Consider the following 21,018-nt stretch of genomic DNA (forward strand, 5'->3'; position numbering starts at 1 on the left):
CATCGTTCTCGCAAGTCGTGGTGGTGTCGAAGGTCTCAGACAGCGGCCAGCGCGCCGCTAATGGCATCGGTGAGGCGGCTGACGATTTCGTCGATGTCACGCGCGGTGCAGATAAACGGCGGCGCCAGCAGCACATGATCGCCGATCTTGCCGTCCACCGTGCCGCCCATCGGATACACCATCAGACCGCGCGCAAAGGCTTCGCGCCGGATTGCCGCGTGCAGCTTGAGGCCGGCGTCGAACGGCGTTTTGCTGGCGCGGTCCTTGACCAGTTCCACGCCGACGAACAGCCCTCGTCCGCGCACGTCGCCGATATGCGGATGCTGCGCGTAGTGCTCGCGCAGCCGGCCGCGCAGTTGCTCGCCGCGCGCCAGCACGTTGGGCAGCAGCTTGTCCTCCTCGATCACACGTTGCACTTCGAGCGCCGCGGCGCAAGCGGTGGCATGACCGATGTAGGTATGGCCATGCTGAAAGAATCCCGAGCCGCCGACGATCGTCTGGTAAATCCGGTCGCTCACGAGCGTCGCGCCGATCGGCTGATAGCCCGCGCCGAGCCCTTTGGCGATGGTTAGAATGTCCGGCGCCACGCCGTCTTCTTCACAGGCGTACAGATAACCGGTGCGGCCCATGCCCGACATGATCTCGTCGAGAATCAGCAGCACGCCGTAGCGATCGCATACCGCGCGAATCTTGCGGAAATATTCGCGCACCGGCGGCACGGCGCCGGCCGTCGCGCCAACTACCGTTTCCGCGACGAAGGCGGCGACCGTATCCGCGCCCAACGCCAGAATCTTCTGCTCGAGTTCGTCGGCGAGACGTTGCGCGAAGGCCTCTTCCGTTTCGTCGGCGCGTTGCTCGCGATATGCGTAACACGGACTCACGTGATGCGCTTCGATCAGAATCGGCAGGAACGGCTCACGGCGCGACGCATTGCCGCCAATTGCCAGTGCGCCCAACGTATTGCCGTGATAGCTCTGCCGACGCGCGATGAAATGGCGCCGCTGCAGTTCGCCCCTCTCCACGAAATACTGACGCGCGAGTTTCAGCGCAGCCTCGATCGCCTCCGAACCGCCCGACACGAAGTACACATGTTCGAGCCCTTGCGGGGCGCTGGCCACCAGGCGGTCGGCGAGCGCTTCAGCAGGCTCGGTGGTGAAGAACGACGTGTGCGCATACGGCAATTGCTGCGACTGCCGCTTGATCGCATCGATCACTCGCTGGTTGCTGTGACCGAGACACGACACGGCGGCGCCGCCGGATGCGTCGATATAGCGCTTGCCCGTGGAATCAATGATTTCGATCCCCTCGCCCGCGACGGCGACCGGCAGCGACTGCTTCGGAGAACGATGAAACACGGTGGACATGGTTTTCGGTTTCCTATTGGTTGCGGCAGCCGGTTAAGCACCGGCCCGTCCGCACGTCGTGCGGGCGATGAAGCTGTCGAGCGCGCACTGCCCTTGCCGGAAAACTTTCATCGACACACCCGCGCTGCCGATTTCGAAGAGCGCTGTGGCGAGCGTGTTTTCCCCGTCGGGATCGTGCGGGTCGTCACGATAGATCGGCAGGCCAGAGGGCGCGCGATCGCGCAATACGTCGAGCAATGCGGCCGGTTGTAACGGGCGTGTGATTGTAGGCAACAACGCATCCACGCGCAGCTGACGTTCGCGCGAAGAATCCGTCACGATCTGCGCTTCGGCGTCGCAACCCGCATGAATCATGTGGTTTGCATGGCCATAGAGACTCGGCACTATCTGGACGGAACAGCGCCGCGCGCTGGCTTCGACGCTCACAAGGCGCGCATCTCCCGCGCAGCCGAGCGTGTGGTGAAAGCCGCTCGCGGCCGGCGTGTAGCGCAGCAGGTCGAGCGCTTCGTCGAGCGAGGTGGAATCGAGCACCGCTCGCGCAAGAATCATTCGCGGCACGCCGGCAACGGGGACGCGGATGCGAAGATTGTTGATCGCCTGCACGACCCCTGCACGGCTCACGGCGAAGGTGTGTCCCGGCAGCGATCCAGGGTAGTAGAAACTCACGAAGCCCGGCTTGCCGACTGGACGAACCTCGACCAGCGCGCAACGCTCGCGCAGAAACGGATCGCCGTCTTCGTTGTGCGCGATGAAGCGCGTCTCGCCAACGCGCGCCGCCAACGTGGTGCACCCGTCTGGCGCGTTGTGAATCAGTTCGCCGCGGCAGTTCCAGAGGAACACGTCTTCCGCCGACCAACCGAGCCCGGCCGCCATGCCTTCCAACTCCGCCAGCAACGCCGGGAAATGGGCGCGCGCCGCTTCGCGCAGTGCCTGTACGAACGGAGCGCCGCGCCAGCGCCGAACTGCGTGCCATGCGCCACTCCGATCCATGTAGTCGGCGAACACCGGCCGCGCGAGTTCGCCCAGCCGGTAGCCGATGTCATACGGCTCGCCGCTCACCTGAAAAAGATCCAATCCCTGCGTCGACGCCACCATTCGCATTCATTCAACAATCGGTACGTATTTATACTTCTAAACAACAATTGTTGTCAAACAGATCGGCACCGATCCGAATGGAGCGATTCTGCTGCGCGCAAAATCTCAACTCGATTCAGACGGAAATGGTCATGGCACGTACGCGCCTTTCGCGTGCAACGACTGCTCGGCGATGGCAAGTTGCTCGACCGCGCCGGCTCCCTCGAGCGCGAGCAGATGCGCGACCAGCGATTCGGCGATCGCGGTCGCCGCCACCAGCGAAGGAAAAAACGAAGGACTTTCGTGCGAGAAGATCAGCACCTTGTCGGCGTTCAGCGCGATCGGCGACACCGCGCTATCGGTAATGGCAATCAGCTTGCTGCCCTTTTCCATCGCAGCTTCGGCGACGCGCGCGGCTTCCACGGAATAAGGCGCGAAACTGATCACGATGGTCGCGCTATCACGCTCGACCGTGCGCAACTGCATTTCCAGCGTGCCGGCCTCGCCATTAAGCAAAGACACGGAGGAACGGAACAGCCGGTATCCGTAGACGAGACCGAACGCGACCGCATAGCACGAGCGGAAACCGGCCACATGCACGTGCGGCGCGCGCCGCAGCAGGCGCGCCGCTTCCACGATCACGCGGCCATTGTGCGCGGCGGTGACTTCGAGGTTGTGTTGTTGCGCGACCAGCAGGTCGCCCGCCAGCGCGTCTTTCGATTTGACGAGCGAACGCGCGCGGCTCGTGAGCGGTTCGGGCCGCGTGCGCACGCGCGCGACGAACAGGTTGCGCAGTTCGTTCCAGCCGGGGAAGCCGAGTTGCTGCGACAGACGCACCAGTGAGGCCGGTTGCACCTGCGCCCTTTCGGCCACTTTGCGCATGGACGAGACCGCGACCTCGTCGGGATGGTCGAGCAGGAAACCCGCTCCCATCTGGAACTGCGGACTCAGTTCGGAGAAGCGCGCCCGGATCAGGGCGGCAAGCTGGTCGAAACTGTCTGGCATGCGGATGTACCGGGCGAGCGGTCGATGAGGATGACAACAAATGTTACCACCCGGCACATGGCGGTCAGCGGGAGTTGATGGCGCTGGTAGCTGGCAAACGATAGCTGTCCTGTTGCAATCAAACCTGTCCCAACGTGTTTTTTGCAAACAAATCTGTCTCAGCGAGGAATCGCTTTTCTGGGCGCATTCGCTAACAAATTGATTTACCGAAGATTAGAGGCATGTGCAGCCTTCACAAGCTGAGGTGCGAGTGACGCCTTTTTGAGCGTTGGAATATTTACAACTGCTCCTCTACTACAGATGACGTCGCAGGTCGGTGTCGCGCTCGAACTGGGTCCCAACTGTTCGCTTTTCCCAAACGCCAATTCGACTGCCGCGTACCACGTGCGCACCCGCAGGTTGTGCAGTCTGCAAAAAGGCCCGCTCCGGTATCGGCAAAGGTCACGTTGGGAAAAGCGGCTGCATCTGCTTGTACAAAGCTCGGAACGACGCTAAACGCTCCGTAAGTATTGAACGCCGCTCATTGTCAGGAAAGAATTCTTGCGATGCCGAGGGCGTGCGAACAACGACCGAAAAATCGCCGTCGGCCGCTAACCATCCTAAACGTGCGGCCCCGAGCGCAGCGATACCCTGTGTGTCCGGCGGCCGGCGTATCCGTACACCAAGCGCGTCGGCAATCAACTGTGTCCAGAGCGTACTGCGTGCACCGCCACCTATAACATTCAGCGAGGTCTCGCGAGTGCCATCCGCCCGCACAGCATCGAAGCCGTCCGATAAAGCGAACGTCACGCCTTCAAGAACCGAATAGGCAAGCGTGGCGCGGTCAGTCGAATCAACAAGCCCAAAAAACACACCTTGAGCGTACGGGTCATTGTGGGGTGTTCGTTCACCGGAGAGATAGGGAAGAAACAATGGCGCCTTGGCGCGGCTGCTCGCGCTGACACTATCAACCTCTCCTAGCAAACATGCTTCGTCAACCGAAGTGAGGTTGCATAGCCACCGCACGCAGCTAGCCGCAGACAGCACGACGCTCGTTCGGTGCCACCGGTTCGGAATCGCGTGGCAGAGCGCGTGCACTCCTAAGTGCGGGCTCGGCTGGAACTGCTCGGTGACAACAGACAGCACACCGGACGTACCGAGCGACAGAAATCCATCCCCCGATTCCGCTGCACCGACGCCCAGTGCGCTTGTGGCGGTGTCGCCCCCGCCAGCCGCGACAATTACATCTGCGGGCAGTCCAAGTTCGTCAGCAATACGGCGACGCATAACGCCGGCCGCTCGGCTCCCTTCTTGAATCGGCGGAACCTGCATCCGCGTCATGTCGCAGGCTTGCAGAAGCTCATCTGACCACTCGCGCTGGCCAACATCGAGCCAAAGGGTTCCCGACGCATCGGACGGGTCCGTGAGCTTAGTACCGGTCAAACGCAGACGTAAGTAGTCCTTGGGCAGCAGGACGCACGCCAGCTTTCGAAAGTGCGCCGGCTCGTGTCGAGCGACCCATAGAAGCTTTGGTGCCGTGAGCCCCGGCATTGCGCAATTGCCTGCGATTTCATGCAGCCTTGGCGCGTGGGCCTCGAGTTCAGCACATTCGCTGACGCTACGCATGTCGTTCCACAATATCGCGGGGCGCAGCGGTCGATCATTGGCGTCGAGCAGGACAGCGCCGTGCATCTGTCCTGATAGGCCAATGGCCTGAACGCATCCGAAGGCACCGGGGTAACGCGTACGAAGCGTTGCAAGAGCACTCTGCGTAGCGCGCCACCAATCCTCCGGGTCCTGTTCCGACCAGCGGGCCTTCGGCCTTGATATTTCGAGCGGATAACGAGCGGTGCCCACGACATGTCCGTCGCCGGCCAGAAGTAGGGCCTTCAGCTCAGTCGTGCCGAGGTCAATGCCAAGGAACATTGCTTAATTCAAGGTGTGTCTTGTCTACAATTTTTAGAGGTCGAAGTTGGTTGGCATCAAGACCACGTCGCGGATGGTCATTCCACGTTGCCGCGTCAGCATAAACATGATGACATCGGCGACTTCGCTGGCCTCAAGCAGGCTTCCCGATTCCTTGGCCTCTTTCAATTTTTCCTCCGGCCAGTCGGCAAGCAGCGCACTGGCGACTGGTCCGGGCGAGACGGAGCCGACTCGTATTCCATGTTTGAAGACTTGACGCCGCACCGTCTGCACAAAGCAGTTAATCGCCCATTTGGACGACGCATAGACCGGCTCCCACGGCGTCGGAAAATGCGCCGCCAGCGAACTCGTCACCACAATATCGCCGGTTCCCCGGGCTATCATGTGCGGCAACACGTCATGGACGTTTTTCATCACGACATTGACGTTGAGATTCAGCATCCGGTCGATTGCTGCCGTCTCCGCATCCACCAGTTCGCCGCCCACATAGGTGCCCGCGTTCGCATGAAAGATGTCAATCTGCGCCGCTGCATCCAGGATTCTAGGCACGAGCGACGAACAGGCTGTTGGGTCCAGCAAATCTACAATCAGCGGAATCGCGGCATCGCCGTGCTTCGTACAAATTGTCGCCAGCGCGGCTTCGTCGCGGTCCACTAGCACCACGCGGGCACCAGCAGTCAATAATGCCTCTGTGCTGGCCAGCCCGATGCCTGAACCAGCGCCAGTGACGACAGCGACCTTGCCTTTCAGTTCTCCAGCCATCTCCATCCTCCTGTTAGGCGCTTCAGGCACTTGTTGCGAAAGCAATCTATCTGGAAAGCTCGTCGCGTTCTGAGCCGTGATTCGACATCGAATTTGAAGTCCAGCCGATGCACCTACCTCGCGGCGTCATCGAGTGCCATGCGCGCTCTCACGGCTGGCAAACGCAGTCGCCGACCGCAATAAAATGAACAAATGCTCTGTAGCTGGGCAAATAATCAGTCGAGCAGGAGAATGTGTCAAGGCAATTTCGGGAGGGAAAACCCCGATGACCGCGCCTCCCGCGGAAAGAAATTTTTTGCTGGTATCTCCCCGGGTTCACGGCCAGATTTCCGAGCGCGGACTCCCGATGCGAAATCATCATCGGTGCATCGCGGTATACGTAGTGCTGCCCGCTCCGCGGTGCAGCCGCGCGACTGGTCGGACATCAACGGCAGCAGTCGCGGGACAGCCGGTACTGTGGGATTGCCTTGAGATACCGGACGGGGTGGCGAAGTTAGCGCCCTGAGGCGAACGGCTGACGGGCGACGCTGGCTCCGAGGGGCATTTCCTCATGCTTTGGAACGTGTCTGAAGGCCTCGCTTCGGATAAGGCGAGGCTCAACTTCACCAAGGGGCATTCATTAAAAGAAGCATGTAGGCTGGAGAGTATTGCCTAAGGAACCGAAGAAGAGTGACCGTCAGCTGCGGGAGCCTATTCGCTCCTCGGAACGCTGTGCTGAGTTGAGCTCCGCCGTGCAGGTGCGAGTCGCCTCGAGAAACGGCTGGGAGAATCGGGGTGTGCAGCGGTCGTTCAACCCTGCAACGATGCCTCGTCATACTTGACGCCTGTACCGCGCACTCTCGTGACGGCAAACCCGAGTCTTTCCAGACGTGGCTAAGAGGCACCTTGGAGCGTATCATCAAAAATGTTTATGGCTTGAACCCCGAACCCGGCTCGTTTGACAAACGTACGAGTTCGTCGATAACGACCCGTACTCTAGGTTGAATATATTTGGTCCTCGGCCAGATTGCATGTATTGGCATCCCACCACCAGTCCACGCTTCAAGCACTTGCACAAGCGCGCCACTGCGAACATGCTCGGCAACCAGCCAGGTTGGCAGTTGAGCAAGGCCACATCCAGCAAGTGCCGTATTGAGCATCGCCTCACCATCGCCCAATTCGTGTCTGACTTTTACGGCGGCCGGCTCAAAGTCGCCCTGTGAATTTTTCAATAGCCAGCCTGCCGGCTGGGCTCTACGCAGCCCTACTATGCAGTCGTGGGTATGTAGGTCGTCTCTCGTCTCCGGTACTCCATGACGACTCAGATACGCGGGTGAAGCACAGATTACTAGGCGCTGCTCACCAAGCCTGCGCGCAGCAATATCCAGGTCGTCCTTGAGCGTCCCAATCCGAACTGCCACGTCGACTCCGTCGGCAATCAGGTCCGCCAGACGCTCACTGAAATTCGCTGAGAGGTCGAGTCGAGGATGACGACACGATAGTTCCAGCAACGCTGGCAGCACATGCCGACGGCCGAAGGTCGCAGGCAATTCCACCCTCACCTTTCCAACCGGTTCCTGGCGGCCGGTCGTCAGAAACCCCTCGGTTTCCTCTAGTTCATTGAGCACTCGAAGGCAACTTGCCAGATAAGCCTCGCCCTCGCTGGTCAGCGTCAGCCGACGAGTCGTGCGGTGGACCAGCTTGGTGCCAAGACGCGTCTCGAGTCGGGTAACGGCTTTGCCGACCGCGCTACTGGTTAAGCCCAATGCGGTTCCCGCTGCCGTAAAGCTTCCCTCTTGGGCGGATAGGACGAACTCGTTGAAGCCGGAAAATCTGTCTCTAAGCACGATTTTAGAATCCGAGGATGAACTCAATGGAATTCTAGGTGGTTAATGGCGTTGAAGAACAAAATTAAAATTAAGTATCTGGAGAATCACATGAATTCCATCGTCGAACACGACATCAGCAACACACTTAGCGAACAGCCAGCCTACGCTCGCCTCTTCTCGCCGGAAAAGCTCACCGTCGGCCTGATTCTGCCGTTGGAAACCCATCCCGATAGCCCCGCGCCGACGATGCGCGACCACGTCGCCATGGCGCAAAAGGCGGACGAGCTGGGCTTCGCAGCTCTGTGGATGCGCGACGTTCCTTTCTACGACCCGTACTACGGCGATGTCGGCCAGGTTTTCGACCCTATTCCGTATATGGCGTATCTCGCTGCCTTTACCCAGCGAATTGCGCTGGGAACGGCGGGCATCGTTTTGCCAATGCGGGAGCCCTTGCTTCTCGCCAAGCAGGTCGCGTCGATTGACCAACTCTCTGGCGGCCGTATGGTGCTCGGCCTATCGTCTGGCGACCGGCCTGCGGAATACCCACTCTTCGGAATTGACTTCGAAACACGTGGCGACCGATTCAGGGATGCATATCACGTATTAAAGACTGTCCTCGATGAGAACTTCCCCAGCTTCTCGTCGCCGCGCTTCGGCAGTTCGACGGGTACGCATGAACTCATTCCGAAGCCATCGTTCGGCGCCCTCCCAACCATCGCAGTTGGGCAAGCCCAGCAGAGCCTTGCGTATATCGCAGAGAACATGGACGGCTTCATCGGCTCCGCGCCCGTCCCTCAACAACTGCAGTCATTCGCCAAGCGATGGCACGACCTGGTCAGCACGTCCTGCGGTCCTGAGCGTTTCAAACCCCTTGGCATCGGCGGCTTTCTTGACCTCGCCGGCAACCAGAATGAACCGTTTAGCCGTACGCGAGGCGGCATTCGGTCTGGAAGCAAGAGCCTCGTCCATTTTCTACATGAAGCGCAGGCCGCGGGCGTAAATCACATCGCGCTCAATCCAAAAGTCAGCCGGCGCCCCTACTCGGAAATCATGGACGAACTCGCGGCAGAAGTGCTCCCGCAATTCCCGTCAAACTGAACAAACTGTTAGCTACAACAATTTACTCGCCCTCACCGGCGACCAGAGCAAACGAGAATCCGATAATTCTGAGCAAGAAATTGTCGCTTAATTCACGTCAAGTCTGATGTGCGAAACCAAACTATTTTCGTTAAACATATGAGCCATACCCGATTTACGTCAGAACAGCGAATTACCAGACTAGAAGATGTCGAAGCTATCAAGCAGCTAAAGGCGGAGTACGCGAGAGCACTGGACAATCAGTTCGACGCAGAGGGACTTGCTTCTCTCTTCGTTGAGAACGGTCTTTGGACCATCAAGGGAGTCGGCGGCGAAGCCAGAGGCCAAGATGGCATCAAGCGTCACTGCAGCAATTTAAGCCAAAGCATCACCTGGGCACAACATAACATCTACTCGCCCATAGTCAGCATCAGCGCAGATGGGTGCAGCGCCAACGCAAGCTTCTACCTCCTCTGCCTCCTAACCATGAAGACCTCCCCTGAGTCTTCAAAAGAAGAAGCCGTGGTCCTCTCTGGGAAATATGCCGACAAGTTCGTCAAGGTTGACGGCCAGTGGTTATTTGAAGAGGTATCGGGAATCATTCAACAATCCGCCCCGTGGACTCAGGGCTGGGTCCAGTCACAGCTTATAAAGGAATCCTGGTGATTCGCTGCCGCCAAGGCGGGTCCGCCACGGCGCCACAGCGAAAAACGCATCAGCACACGCCCACCCCCAAAAAACTCACAACGCGGCATCGGTTCGCACATCAGCGTTGATTGGTCAACGTCGAACCTGTGCGCATCACACTCAACTACCGCCTCCTAGTGTTGAGTCACCTATCTACTTATGAAAAATCTCTTCGACCATTTTAATCTTGCCGGCACGGACCTCAAAAACCGTATTGTCATGGCGCCGCTTACCAGAGCACGTGCACCGTACGACATCGCGGATGAACGTACGGCCCTTTATTACACACAACGTGCTACCGCAGGCCTGATTGTCAGCGAAGGTACGCCAATATCCCGCGAGGGCCAGGGATACCTCTTCAACCCTGGCATCTTTTCAGCAGAGCAAATCGCTGGATGGCGACTAACCACCGACTCCGTCCACTCTGTTGGGGGGCGAATCTTTGCCCAGCTTTGGCACGTTGGCCGCGTTTCACATCCGTCAATTCAGCAAGATGGCAAGATTCCCGTGAGTGCAACGTCGAAACGAGCCGAGAACGCAAAGGCCTTTGGATACGACGAGAGCGGCAGACCAAGCCTCGTCACCACCCCCGCGCCCCGCTCTCTCGCGACAAGCGAAATCAAGCGCATCGTGGAAGACTTTGCGCAAGCCGCAGAGAATGCAATTCAGGCAGGCTTTGACGGCGTCGAAATTCACGGCGCAAATGGGTATCTGTTTGAGCAATTCATGAATCCGCTTGTTAACGACCGTGATGATTTCTACTCCGCCGAGAATCTTGAAAATCGGCTGCGGTTCACCCTTGAAGTCATCGATGCAGTGACAGCACGCATCGGCGCCGAACGTGTTGGCATCCGTATCTCACCGTACGGGAAGCTTTTCGATATGCCTCATTACCCCGAGATTGACAGTACATACACTGAACTTTGCCGGGAAATTGGAAAACGAAAGCTCGCCTACGTTCATGTCATGAATCAGGCCGGATATTCTCGATTGGACAACGCTATGGAACCAGAAGCCGAGTCGGGCTTCAATGGACTCTTGCGAGAGATGAAACCCCTTCTTCAGCAGACGGCCCTGATTCTGGCCGGAGGGATGACGCGCGAGCGAGCCGAGGAAATGATTGCCGACAACATCATCGACCTTGTCGCGTTCGGTGCCCCCTTCATCAGCAACCCCGACCTCGTCGCTCGTCTCAGCAATGGTTGGCCGCTTAGTCCCGCGGACCCGAACACGTTCTACGGTGGAGGCGCTGAAGGTTACATCGACTATGCGCCGTACGCGGCACGGTAGATTCTGTCGGTGCCATCCCCGCTACGCCGTGGAGGACATACCTATCGCCTACTCTTGCGACCCCCGACCAACTGCAGGCTAAGCCTAACTCCGCCCGCGAAACGCATAGCAGGCTACCCGTGCGTCATTGAATACCTCGGAGGCCATAGCCACAACTTGGCCGCACGTACATGCGCTACGCCCAGCGAGCACATCCTCACGCTCGCGGGGCGATGTACAGTGCACATCGCTCGCTGCGAATTTCCGGTGAAAGCCGGTTGACGATGAGCAGGTCTACAGTCGTCCGATGCGGGCACCTACCTCACTTCCAACGATGTCAGATGATTCGGTGTTCTTCGACCAGGAACGCGGTGATGCCGGCGAGGAAAGTCTTCGCGTGTTCCATCGTTTTCAACCCGACATCTGATTCAAATGCCTTCTGCAGAGAATCAGTGCTTTCAAACCAGAACTCAACGACCCCATCGATGGGCAAGTCTTCGTAACTGCACGAGGTGCCCTTTTGAAGCTCGCGCTGCACTACTGCGTTCTGCCGATAGCCTTTGACACCGGGCATCGTCCGAACGAAGTCCGCGTGCACCTTCCATTCGTTAAGGAAATCCTGCTCCGAAAGCTCGGGATGACGGCGAATGAGAGAAATACGTTTCTTGAGCTTTGCGCGCGCCGCGTCGTGTGGCACGCCTACGACCGTCGTCTGTTTGACGGCGAGAATATGGAGGCGGCCGAGAAAGTGGTTCTCGTCCTCGATGATTCTTTGCGGCAACTCCCCTTCCCCGAACGGCATATTCGGGTCCGAAATCCACAGCTGCGAAAATCCGTCGAATTCCCACGGCTCCCGGTGGAAGTCGATACCGCGCTGGACACGGTCGACGATGTGATTTTGCCAATATTGGCCCAGCCCCGGAGCGCTTTTTACCAAGGGGCCATGGTGGCCGAGCCAATGCCTGTAGAACTCGTCATTCGCCCATTCGGGCTTTTTCGAAATAAGCCCCATGCGTACTGTGCTCATCAATCCTCCAATGTCGTTACTTCAAGTCGATTAGTCGGCGCGGTCAATGCGCGCCCAGGTATGCCGCTTTCACTTTCGGGTCGTTGAGCAACTCGCGTCCTGAGCCCTCAAGTGTGATGTTGCCCACCTCGAGCACGTACGCCCTGTCCGCAACACAGAGCGCCTGCTTCGCCATCTGCTCAACGAGCAGAATGGTAAGGCCCTCCTCCCGCAGACTACGGATGGCATGGAAAATGTCTCGGATGACCAGCGGAGCTAGGCCCAACGACGGCTCGTCGAGTAGAAGCATGCGTGGCTGACTCATCAAGGCGCGCGAGATGGCGAGCATTTGCTGCTCACCACCGGAAAGCGTCCCGGAGAGTTGGTTTTGGCGTTCACGTAAACGCGGAAACCGGTCAAACTCTCTCTCCATCGCCGCTTCGGTCGCAGACATTGGTTGCTTCCGCGAGTACGCTCCGAGAAGAAGATTCTCACGAACGGTCTGGTCTGGAAACACGCCTCGACCCTCGGGCGACAAAGCAATGCCCAAGCCGAGTCGCATGTGTGCAGGCAGCCGAGTGCAGTCGCGACCGCCGACAGTGATGCGCCCAGTAGAGACCGACTGCAGCCCCGCGATGCTTTTGAGAAGACTGCTTTTTCCAGCACCGTTCGCGCCGATAATAGTGACGACCTCCCCTTCTTTCACCTCGAGGCTTACACCCTTCACAGCCTGAATGGCACCATAAGAGACTTTGACCGAGTCGACTTTGAGCATACTTCCTCCTCTCATGCTGCTTCAGCTTCGTCGACGCCCAGGTAAGCTTCGACAACACGCGGGTTGGATTGAACGTCTGCAGGCTGACCTTCTGCAATCTTGACCCCGTAGTCGAGGACAATCACGTGGTCAGAAACGGACATGACGAGGTCCATATGATGTTCGACCATGAGAATGCTGACGCCGTATTTGCTGATGCGAAGCAGCAGTTGACCGAGTTCCGCTGTCTCATGCGGATTCAATCCTGCGGCAGGCTCATCGAGCAGCAGCAATTGCGGCTCAGTCGCAAGTGCCCGAGCAAGCTCTACTCGTCGTTGCAGTCCGTAGGAAAGACTCCCGGCAGGCCGGCTCGCAAGATGACCAAGCTCAACGAGGTCCAGAAGTTCCAGCGCGCGCTGCCGCGTCAGCTCTTCTTCATAGCGAGCGCGGGGCATCGCGAAGAGAGACGCGAGCAGACCGTTCTTCATACGGCTGTGACGACCCAGCATCACGTTGTCGAGAACCGACAGGTCAGCAAAGAGCCTCAGATTCTGAAACGTACGGCCCATGCCCAGGCAGCAGATTGCGTGGACCGCGCTGCCGCCTATTTCCTTGCCGTTGAAGCGGATTGAGCCAGCGTCAGGCCGCACGACGCCTGTGACCATGTTAATCATGGTGCTCTTACCGGCGCCGTTTGGGCCGATGAGCGCATGGATGTGGCCTCGCTTGAGCGAGAAGGAAATGTCCTGCGCCGGCTTCACACCGCCGTAAGCCTTCGATAGATTGGTTACAGTCAGAAGTTCGTCCCCGCTCGACCGACCGTTACGCAGAAGCGTTGTTACCTGTCCACTCGGCCGCACATCGCCACCCGTCGATTCCTCACGCTTACGACCAATCCACTTCGACACCGTACCGACGACGCCGCCGGGCATCGCGTAGAGAGCGAACAGCAAAAGCAGTCCGTACAACGTGTGCTGCACCGAAGGCCAACGCGCAAGCAGCGCGTCAAGCAACGTCAGAATCATGGCTCCGACCATCGGTCCCGACTTCGTTCCTGCTCCGCCGAACAGCACCAGAAGAAGAATAAAGATTGACAACTGGAACGACACGAAATCGGAGTTTATGTATTGATTCTGCTGAGCGACCATCGCGCCCGCGAGACCACAGGTGACCGCTGCAATGACGAATGCAATCACCTTCGCTCGATAGACCCGCACACCTACAGACGACGACGCAATCTCATCGGCCTGCAACGACAGGAACGCACGGCCGAATTTTCCGTTCAAAAGGTTGCGTAGGAGCAGGTGGGTGATTGCGCAGAAGACCACTCCCACGCAAACCCACTGGGCGAGCGACATAGGCTGACCGCCAATCTCAGGGCTTCGAACACCATAGATGCCCTGTGCCCCGCCAAACACGTCCGTCCAATCGCTGACGAGACGCTCGATGACAATACCGAATGCAAGGGTGACCATGGCCAGATACGGCCCTTTGACCCGGAGGGACGGCAGCGCGATAAGCACGCCGCAAACGCCAGATATGGCCGTCGCGATTGCCATGGCTGCCCATGGATTCAATCCGGTTTGCGACGTAAGAAGCGCGACCGCGTATGCACCTGCACCGAAGAGTCCCGCCTGTCCGAGTGATTTCTGCCCCGCGAACCCGACGAGCACGTTCATGCCGGCGGCACAGAGATAGTAGACGCACATCATGAATGCAATGTGCAGGTAATAGTCGTTTCCGACCGCGAGTGCTCCAACGCTCAGTGCGAAAGCGACGACACAGACGCACAGGATATGGGTGTACTTTCTCATACCTTCTCCACGAGGCGGCCGCCGAACAGACCCGTCGGCTTGAACGAAAGGACGAGAATTACCACTGCGAACACAGCAATCTCACGCCACTGTGCTTGCCACAGGTTCACCGTCGATTCGAAGACGCCGAGAGCAAATCCACCGATAACGCAACCGCGCGGATTATTGAGACCTCCAATCATCGCTCCCGAGAACCCTTTCAGACCGATTGTGAGCCCCATGAACAGTGACGCTTGAGTGATGGGTGCAATCAGAAACCCAGATAAACCTGCGAGCGCTGAACTCACCACAAATGCCCCAATCATCACAGCGTTCGTGTTGATGCCCATCAAGCTTGCAACGGCGCCGTTGGCTGCAACGGCACGCATCATTTTGCCGACCATCGTCTTTCGCATGACGAAGTCAAAGACAATCATCACGATGACCGCTACGGAAAGGAGAAGCAATTCTTGCGGTCGCACTCCAATTCCGAGAATCTGGATGACAGAGTCGCCAACCGGTGAAGGCACGACAACGGGCTTCGGGCCCCATATGGCGAGACCAATGCTGTCGAGCACGACGCCAAACCCCAGCGTACTCATCACCCAAGCCATCCCAGGCTGTTTTGCGAATGGTCGAACTCCGATGACATATAAGAGCCATCCGAGCGCGCCCATCACAATGAGCGCGGCGACGAGGGCAAGGAACTGCGCCGTCACACCCGGCACGGCACCACCGAACGTCGTTGAAGTGATGGGCTTCCCGAGAAGAAGCAGCATCGCGCTCATCCCGATAAAAGCGCCCGAAGAGACAAATTCTCCGTGAGAGAAGTTGAGCGTCTTCGTCGTGGTGAAGGTAATGCTGAAACCAAGCGCCACCAGTGCGTATGCGCCACCGACCGCCAAGCCGCTAATCAACGCCTGAAAGATTGCTTCCATGATGGATTTCCTCCGCTGTTGCGGCGCCGACCATTGCCGCCACCGTCGATGAGACCGTTACTGCTTGTAGTCGGCGGGAGTCAGGGACGCCACAAAAGCATCGGTGTAAGGCACCAGGCGCCCATCCTTCCAATGCACCCACACAAAGTCTCTCGCGGTCAGAGCCTCGTGATTGGTCTTGCTGAAAGGCCTGTTATAGGTCTTGAGCAGCCCCTGCACTGGAGTATTCAGATTCTCGAGCGCGACACGAATGGCTGAGCCATCCGTACTGTTCGCCTGCTTGATTGCCTGCGCGAGAATCATCACAGAGTCATACCCGTGCAGCGCGAACGAAAACGAGCTGGGTGCCTTCAACTGTGAGCCGACGCGCGCGAACAGCTTGTCTTGGGCGGGCGTTCTGTTCTCGCTGACGGTACGCAGGAAGAGCGGCTTTTCGGCGAGGTTCTTGCCAGCAGCGTCATAGAAAGTGATATTGTCTGCAGCCCATGAGCTCAATACGCGCGGGTAGTAGTTGATTTTCTCCATGCTGCGCATGACTTGAGCGATGGGTGTGCCCTGAGCCCAGATAACGATGGTGTCAACGCCTGCTGCCTTCAGCTTGTTCAACTGGGAGGTCATGTCTGTATCGCCGACCCCGAACTGTTCGATGGCGACAGGTGTAATCCCCTGCATCTCTGCGATGGACTTCATGTCCTTGAGTCCTCCTTGGCCGTAGCCCGTCGTCTCTGACATGAAGCCAATCTTCTTGGCGTCACTTCCACCCTTCTTCACATACGCCATGAGCGCAGCAACTTGCTCGCGGTCGACCATCGAGACACGAAACATGTAGTTGTCAGCGCCGGCGCTCATCGGTTTCGTGATATCCGTACCCGATGACACGTTGTCGATGACCGGAATCTTCTTTTGATTGACGATGTGCTTCCACGCCATTGCGTTGCCAGAGTTCGTTGGACCGAACACAGCGACGACCTTCTCGTTGTCGATAAGGTCGCTCATATTCTGAATCGACTTCGGCGGCTGCGATGTGTCGTCTCGTACGACTAGCGTCAGTTTCTTGCCGAACACTCCGCCGGCCGCGTTTAAATCGGCGATGGCTGCTTGCATACCAAGGACGGCAGCCTGCCCACTCTGCGCGGAGGGCGACGCCGAAAGGTCCCCGTTGAACCCAATTTTTATCTCGTCGGCCGACGCAGCAGGCACCGCTGCGGCGAAACTGAGCGAGGCTACGATTCCTGCGATGACGCGAATAGCTTTCATGTTGTCTTCAACCTTTTGCATCGACATGCGACGGGGCAGTTGGCCCCGCCGTCGTTTCAATCAATCAGAACTTGCTCACAATGCCCACGCTCACTGCCAGCATCGTTGGGCTTGCGCCCGGTGTTCCCTGGAAGCTGTCACCGATTGCGGGAGTCGCATTGATGATGGCCCCGGTTCCCGGATTGCCGAGCGTCTTGCCGGAAGCGTGCTGGTAGCCCTCCAATGCATAAAGACCGGTGCGCTTTGAGAGGGAGTAATACTGCGACAATACGAACTGGTGATACTTCGCGGCGTCAGAAATGTTGTTCGCTTTGGATGCCCAGGTGTAGCTGTAGCCGGCCGCCAAATCGACCGCTGGCGTAGCTCTCCAGTGGAGCGTTGTTCCGACCGTGTTCCAGACTGCGGTCTCTGTGAACTTCGAGTTGATGCCGGGGATGTACTGGACGTTCGAGTACGCGAAAGAGAGGTCCAGATTACCGTTGAACTTGTATCCGCCGTTGACTGCGAAGCGCTGTTGGGCTTGTGCCTGGCTGTAACCATTCGTGATGGCGGACACACCTTGCTGTCCCGACGAGTTCACGGCCGAATCCGTTCCGTACGGACCGCCGCCGGGTGTCGAATTGTTGATACGCCAGAATGCAGCGGCCATGCCGAACGGGCCATTCTTGTACTGAAGACCAGCGCTCCAGGTTGAGCCCTGATTCAGGCGTCCCGGTACTCCTGCCAAGGAGTACGCTCCACTCACTGTGAAGCCGTAAAGCGAAGGCGTCGTATAGGTGACCGCGTTGTTGGCACGGTAGTAGGTGTCCATACCATCCAGGTCACCAGGATGTGAACCGTATCCCGTCAAATAATATGCAGGCACCCACGGCGACAGCATCGTGTAATAGGCCGAATATTGCCGGCCGAGTGTCAGTGTTCCGTACGCGTCGTTGTTCAACGCTATCCACGACTGCCGACCGAACATGGCGTTCGTGAATTGCTGTCCGCCAGTGGCTAGATTGAACCCTGATTCCAGCGCGAAAATCGCCCGAGTGCCACCACCAAGGTCTTCCGTTCCCCGCAGACCAAAGCGTGCTCCATTCCACACACCCGATTGCATTCTCACGTTCGAGTGCCCGGGAACCGTCGAGCCGAGAGTCGTCTGACTGTTCTGATAGGTAATCGACGTATCGACGATGCCGTAGAGCAGAACGCTCGATTGAGCAAAAACAGGTGTAGCTATCAACCCCAACCCTAGAGTCAATGCGTACTTCGTGCCTCGTTGCGTCAACATCAAAAGTCTCCTGAAAAACCCAATAAATCTTGTTCGTTCTGTCGGAGCCCAGACTTGAGCTGGTTCCTTTTTGTTAGCTGCCAACGGCTGAACGCATATCCCATCCCTTGGAACTCGTATATCTGCGAATGCCCCACTCCGAAGGTCGCAGGAATTCCGCGTCGCTTCCGTTCTCGTTGTCTTAAGAGCGCTTGGCTCGCGGCTCCTGATGCTCTCAATGCGTGTCAGACGCATCGGATACGCCGCTCTTGATGTGCGAATACTACGTCACGAAATTAGATATAGGCTATTGCATTTGCATAGGTGCAATCACCTAGCTACACCCTCAAATCGCGTTTAGAAAGTTGTGCACCGACTGGTGAGCTATGCCGGTTCGGCGTCATCGAGCAGGTGCTGACAACGAAAAGGTTCTGGAAGGGCGAGAATTTCCGCGTGAGAAAGGACAGGAAAGTGGCGCTCGATACAACACTCGGTAATTACACCTATGCGAATTTATATGTTGTAGTGAAATACTTGCTGAGATGAGGTCTGACGCGTCGGCGTCGATTCCAATCACGCATCAAACACGCAAGGAGAAGCTATGTCGTATTCACACACGGTCGCCCCGCGCTTGCTGGAGGGGCGGCTTGCGCTTATTACAGGCGCAGGTCAAGGCAACGGTCGAGCGCTTGCCCTAGGCCTTGCGCAGGCCGGCGCGAAGGTCGTTGTCAGCGATATCAATATCGCGCAAGTTGAGGAAACCGCTGCGCTTATTCGAGAGCAAAAGGGCCAACCATGGGCTTTCGAGCTTGATGTCACCGACGATAAGGCGTGCTACGCCTTGGCGGCGACCGTCGAACGGGAAATCGGAAAGATTGACTTGCTCGTGAACAACGCCGGCATCATCATTCGCGAAAACTCCGCCAGTCCAGATGCCGCAAGAAACTGGAAGAAGGTTATGGACGTCAATGTCCACGGCACGTTCAACGTGACGCACGCTTTCATGCCTGCAATCAAGGATACGAAGGGTGCGGTCATCAATATTGCATCTATCGCAGCCTACGCGGGACAAGGCGGTAGCCTCGGGTATTCGCCGTCGAAAGGCGCAATCAAAATGTTCACGCAGTCGCTCGCAGCCGAGTTGGCACCGTTCGGCGTCCGTGTGAATGCTCTTGCGCCTGGTGTAATCGAGACCCCCATGACGGCAGCGACGCGGGAAGACCCGAGTCGCCTCGAAGCGTTTATGACTCGCATCCCGATGGGTCGGGTAGGACAGACAGAAGACCTGGTTGGCCCGACAATATTTCTTGCATCCGACATGTCTCGTTACGTCACGGGAGTAACACTGGCTGTCGACGGGGGCTTCCTCGCAGTCTGACGTGTGATTCAGGAGAGGCCCGCGACCGGGGCCTCTCTGCTTGCAAAACCCGCCTACTCAGGCGTCGTGCATCGATTGCCTTTTATTGCCCTGCGGTTCTTACTGTAAGCAGGTTTTTAACGGATGTGACGCCAGTCACGCCCTTCGCAACGTCACCAGCCCTTTCAATTTCCTCCTGGCCAGGCACAGTGCCTTGCAACGTGACCGCACCTGCATGAGCTCGTACAGTGATATTAGAGACGGTGACGCGCTTGTCCTTGGCGAGAACCGAACGCACGCGTTTTTGTAAAGCGCGGTCCGCCGACTTGCTCGTCGCCGTCTGACTTGCTGATTTGCCCGACGCCAGCGAATCGCTACCTGAGCCGCCTTGTGCGTACGAGACTGACGTGCCGGCAATGAGGACCCCGACTACCCAAGCAATGGTCATCTTCGTTTTCACTCCAACCTCCATCCCAAAATAAATTATTTGAAAACGCGCGCTTCGCAACAACGCGGACCGCGTCTAGCCCGGAACGTGGGCAATTTGATGAGTACAAGGCGGGCTCGCTTCTCCGCTCGAACCACGCCGTCTCTGCCGGCCTGCGAGACGTCACAGGTTCCGGCAAAGGAGAATGTAAGAGGAGCACTCGTTGCTTGCTGGACCCGGCGCGCCAGATTGAGTAGCTCGAAGCAGCCAGGCGCGCGCTAGTTCTGGGACTCAGCGCATGAATGAAGGACGATTGATTTGACAGGTAGAAACAAGGGGTCAGTCGGAGGCAACCCGAGCCTAAGCGACCTTACACGTGGATGGCGGAAGAACCGACCCCGCTGATAGTTCTGATGTGAGGACTGACAGCCGTTGCGCAACACTACCGTCCCACGAAACATCGATAGCTTCAGATGGTCCGAAGACGGTCACTGCAAGCTCCGCTTTCCCCGCACGATTGAAGATGGGAGCGCTTAGACTATCGATTCCGGGTATCGGCAAACCCATTGTTCTTGCAAGACGTTTTTGCCGAATATCCAGAAGCATGTCGTCAAGCAGTTCGGTCGACTGCGTGCGTGCCACTTTGCTGCGCTTCGATATTTCGCGGTCGAGCAGCGGACCCACTTCCTCTTTCGGCATGAACGCTGCGAAGAGGCGTCCTGTGCTGCTGTGCGCAATTGACATAACCGCGCCCACATGCAAGCCCGTATGCATATAGATGTCTGGTCCCACGTACCGAACAACGGTGGGACCGCGGTCAGCCCAGATTGCCACGAGAAGGCCTTGATTTGCCTCGCTCACCAGGTCAGTTGCGCGTCGAACTGTTTCCTGAAGTAAAGGAAGCTGTGCCAATGCACTCAACCCCAGATTGAGCGACAGCGGTCCAGGCTCGTAGCTATGTGTCAGCGCGTCTCGTCGTACGAGTCCGGTGCGAACAAGACTCACCATGTACGTAAAGACCTGATTTAGCGGCACGTTGGTCGCGGCGCTTAGAGCCGCCATTGTCACGGGCTCGCCGACGTCCGCAAGGTGGCGCAAGAGAGTGCCGCCCACCTCCATGGCATGAATGCCCCGCTGCTCTTTCGCCTCCCTGGCAGCAGGTCCTACAATCGGTTCTCTGGCTACCATGCTGCACCTCCGTGGCACCCGCTTCCTCATGCTACGAACATCGGCCAGTCGTGGTTTAGCAACCGGGAAAAAGGCGCGGTGGCACAGGGCCA

At 57.9% G+C, this 21,018-nt stretch carries 18 protein-coding genes; 4 read left to right on the forward strand and 14 right to left on the reverse strand.

Annotated elements, in window-relative coordinates:
- Nucleotides 1-35: 35 nt before the first annotated feature.
- The 6 genes from AC57B1_RS22080 to AC57B1_RS22105 form a co-directional block, all read right to left on the reverse strand.
- Nucleotides 36-1,364, reverse strand: a complete 1,329-nt coding sequence (locus AC57B1_RS22080) for an aspartate aminotransferase family protein (RefSeq protein ID WP_496418654.1) — start codon at nt 1,362-1,364, stop codon at nt 36-38.
- Nucleotides 1,365-1,397: 33 nt separating this feature from the next.
- Nucleotides 1,398-2,459 carry a C45 family autoproteolytic acyltransferase/hydrolase gene (locus tag AC57B1_RS22085; RefSeq protein WP_496418655.1) on the reverse strand — a complete coding sequence of 354 codons (1,062 nt, stop codon included), beginning with the start codon at nt 2,457-2,459 and terminating at the stop codon, nt 1,398-1,400.
- Between the two features lie 129 nt (nt 2,460-2,588).
- Nucleotides 2,589-3,443, reverse strand: coding sequence for a MurR/RpiR family transcriptional regulator (locus AC57B1_RS22090; RefSeq protein ID WP_408186420.1), 855 nt, complete (start codon nt 3,441-3,443; stop codon nt 2,589-2,591).
- Nucleotides 3,444-3,884: 441 nt separating this feature from the next.
- On the reverse strand, nt 3,885-5,348 hold the full coding sequence (gene xylB / locus AC57B1_RS22095) for a xylulokinase (RefSeq protein WP_496418656.1): 1,464 nt from the start codon (nt 5,346-5,348) through the stop codon (nt 3,885-3,887).
- Nucleotides 5,349-5,381: 33 nt separating this feature from the next.
- Entirely contained in the window at nt 5,382-6,110 is a 729-nt protein-coding gene (locus tag AC57B1_RS22100) for an SDR family oxidoreductase (RefSeq protein ID WP_496418657.1), read from the reverse strand.
- A 908-nt stretch (nt 6,111-7,018) separates the two neighbouring features.
- On the reverse strand, nt 7,019-7,963 hold the full coding sequence (locus AC57B1_RS22105) for a LysR family transcriptional regulator (RefSeq protein WP_496418658.1): 945 nt from the start codon (nt 7,961-7,963) through the stop codon (nt 7,019-7,021).
- Between the two features lie 63 nt (nt 7,964-8,026).
- On the opposite strand from AC57B1_RS22105, the gene AC57B1_RS22110 reads away from it, so the two are divergent.
- The 3 genes from AC57B1_RS22110 (at nt 8,027) to AC57B1_RS22120 (ending at nt 10,972) form a co-directional block, all read left to right on the forward strand.
- Nucleotides 8,027-9,016, forward strand: coding sequence for an LLM class oxidoreductase (locus tag AC57B1_RS22110; protein ID WP_496418659.1), 990 nt, complete (start codon nt 8,027-8,029; stop codon nt 9,014-9,016).
- A gap of 138 nt (nt 9,017-9,154) precedes the next feature.
- Complete coding sequence (locus AC57B1_RS22115) at nt 9,155-9,661, forward strand: nuclear transport factor 2 family protein (RefSeq protein ID WP_496418660.1); 507 nt, start codon at nt 9,155-9,157, stop codon at nt 9,659-9,661.
- Between the two features lie 180 nt (nt 9,662-9,841).
- Nucleotides 9,842-10,972 (forward strand): alkene reductase, encoded by a 1,131-nt coding sequence (locus tag AC57B1_RS22120; protein ID WP_496418661.1) that lies wholly within the window; start codon nt 9,842-9,844, stop codon nt 10,970-10,972.
- 316 nt (nt 10,973-11,288) lie between these two features.
- Here the strand turns inward: AC57B1_RS22120 and AC57B1_RS22125 are convergent, their stop codons facing one another.
- The 6 genes from AC57B1_RS22125 to AC57B1_RS22150 are packed head-to-tail and all read right to left on the reverse strand — an operon-like array spanning nt 11,289 to nt 17,975.
- Entirely contained in the window at nt 11,289-11,978 is a 690-nt protein-coding gene (locus AC57B1_RS22125) for an EthD domain-containing protein (RefSeq protein WP_496418662.1), read from the reverse strand.
- 43 nt (nt 11,979-12,021) lie between these two features.
- A complete protein-coding gene (locus tag AC57B1_RS22130; protein ID WP_496418663.1) occupies nt 12,022-12,732 on the reverse strand; it encodes an ABC transporter ATP-binding protein in 711 nt (236 codons plus the stop codon).
- An 11-nt stretch (nt 12,733-12,743) separates the two neighbouring features.
- Complete coding sequence (locus tag AC57B1_RS22135; protein WP_496418664.1) at nt 12,744-14,525, reverse strand: branched-chain amino acid ABC transporter ATP-binding protein/permease; 1,782 nt, start codon at nt 14,523-14,525, stop codon at nt 12,744-12,746.
- Nucleotides 14,522-15,445 carry a branched-chain amino acid ABC transporter permease gene (locus AC57B1_RS22140; RefSeq protein ID WP_496418845.1) on the reverse strand — a complete coding sequence of 308 codons (924 nt, stop codon included), beginning with the start codon at nt 15,443-15,445 and terminating at the stop codon, nt 14,522-14,524. The genes AC57B1_RS22135 and AC57B1_RS22140 overlap by 4 nt, the downstream gene beginning before the upstream one ends.
- A 54-nt stretch (nt 15,446-15,499) precedes the next feature.
- Nucleotides 15,500-16,726: an ABC transporter substrate-binding protein gene (locus AC57B1_RS22145; RefSeq protein ID WP_496418665.1), complete on the reverse strand. Its 1,227-nt coding sequence runs from the start codon at nt 16,724-16,726 to the stop codon at nt 15,500-15,502.
- Between the two features lie 37 nt (nt 16,727-16,763).
- The gene (locus tag AC57B1_RS22150; protein ID WP_496418666.1) at nt 16,764-17,975 is read right to left on the reverse strand and encodes a porin; all 1,212 of its coding nucleotides are present in this window, start codon (nt 17,973-17,975) and stop codon (nt 16,764-16,766) included.
- A 580-nt stretch (nt 17,976-18,555) separates the two neighbouring features.
- On the opposite strand from AC57B1_RS22150, the gene AC57B1_RS22155 reads away from it, so the two are divergent.
- Nucleotides 18,556-19,332, forward strand: a complete 777-nt coding sequence (locus AC57B1_RS22155) for an SDR family NAD(P)-dependent oxidoreductase (RefSeq protein WP_496418667.1) — start codon at nt 18,556-18,558, stop codon at nt 19,330-19,332.
- 82 nt (nt 19,333-19,414) lie between these two features.
- Here the strand turns inward: AC57B1_RS22155 and AC57B1_RS22160 are convergent, their stop codons facing one another.
- A complete protein-coding gene (locus AC57B1_RS22160; RefSeq protein ID WP_496418668.1) occupies nt 19,415-19,771 on the reverse strand; it encodes a BON domain-containing protein in 357 nt (118 codons plus the stop codon).
- 327 nt (nt 19,772-20,098) lie between these two features.
- Nucleotides 20,099-20,926, reverse strand: coding sequence for an IclR family transcriptional regulator (locus AC57B1_RS22165; protein ID WP_496418669.1), 828 nt, complete (start codon nt 20,924-20,926; stop codon nt 20,099-20,101).
- Nucleotides 20,927-21,018 lie beyond the last annotated feature (92 nt).

The organism is Paraburkholderia sp. BGA-UO-ETr-F21 (assembly GCF_059567925.1).

Excerpts from the sequence above, each read along its gene's own strand:
- AC57B1_RS22080 (WP_496418654.1), bottom strand. The coding sequence starts at position 1,364 with ATGTCCACCGTGTTTCATCGTTCTCCGAAGCAGTCGCTGCCGGTCGCC.
- AC57B1_RS22085 (WP_496418655.1), bottom strand. The coding sequence starts at position 2,459 with ATGGTGGCGTCGACGCAGGGATTGGATCTTTTTCAGGTGAGCGGCGAG.
- AC57B1_RS22090 (WP_408186420.1), bottom strand. The coding sequence starts at position 3,443 with ATGCCAGACAGTTTCGACCAGCTTGCCGCCCTGATCCGGGCGCGCTTC.
- xylB (WP_496418656.1), bottom strand. The coding sequence starts at position 5,348 with ATGTTCCTTGGCATTGACCTCGGCACGACTGAGCTGAAGGCCCTACTT.
- AC57B1_RS22100 (WP_496418657.1), bottom strand. The coding sequence starts at position 6,110 with ATGGCTGGAGAACTGAAAGGCAAGGTCGCTGTCGTCACTGGCGCTGGT.
- AC57B1_RS22110 (WP_496418659.1), top strand. The coding sequence starts at position 8,027 with ATGAATTCCATCGTCGAACACGACATCAGCAACACACTTAGCGAACAG.
- AC57B1_RS22115 (WP_496418660.1), top strand. The coding sequence starts at position 9,155 with ATGAGCCATACCCGATTTACGTCAGAACAGCGAATTACCAGACTAGAA.
- AC57B1_RS22120 (WP_496418661.1), top strand. The coding sequence starts at position 9,842 with ATGAAAAATCTCTTCGACCATTTTAATCTTGCCGGCACGGACCTCAAA.
- AC57B1_RS22125 (WP_496418662.1), bottom strand. The coding sequence starts at position 11,978 with ATGAGCACAGTACGCATGGGGCTTATTTCGAAAAAGCCCGAATGGGCG.
- AC57B1_RS22130 (WP_496418663.1), bottom strand. The coding sequence starts at position 12,732 with ATGCTCAAAGTCGACTCGGTCAAAGTCTCTTATGGTGCCATTCAGGCT.
- AC57B1_RS22135 (WP_496418664.1), bottom strand. The coding sequence starts at position 14,525 with ATGAGAAAGTACACCCATATCCTGTGCGTCTGTGTCGTCGCTTTCGCA.
- AC57B1_RS22145 (WP_496418665.1), bottom strand. The coding sequence starts at position 16,726 with ATGTCGATGCAAAAGGTTGAAGACAACATGAAAGCTATTCGCGTCATC.
- AC57B1_RS22150 (WP_496418666.1), bottom strand. The coding sequence starts at position 17,975 with ATGTTGACGCAACGAGGCACGAAGTACGCATTGACTCTAGGGTTGGGG.
- AC57B1_RS22155 (WP_496418667.1), top strand. The coding sequence starts at position 18,556 with ATGTCGTATTCACACACGGTCGCCCCGCGCTTGCTGGAGGGGCGGCTT.
- AC57B1_RS22165 (WP_496418669.1), bottom strand. The coding sequence starts at position 20,926 with ATGGTAGCCAGAGAACCGATTGTAGGACCTGCTGCCAGGGAGGCGAAA.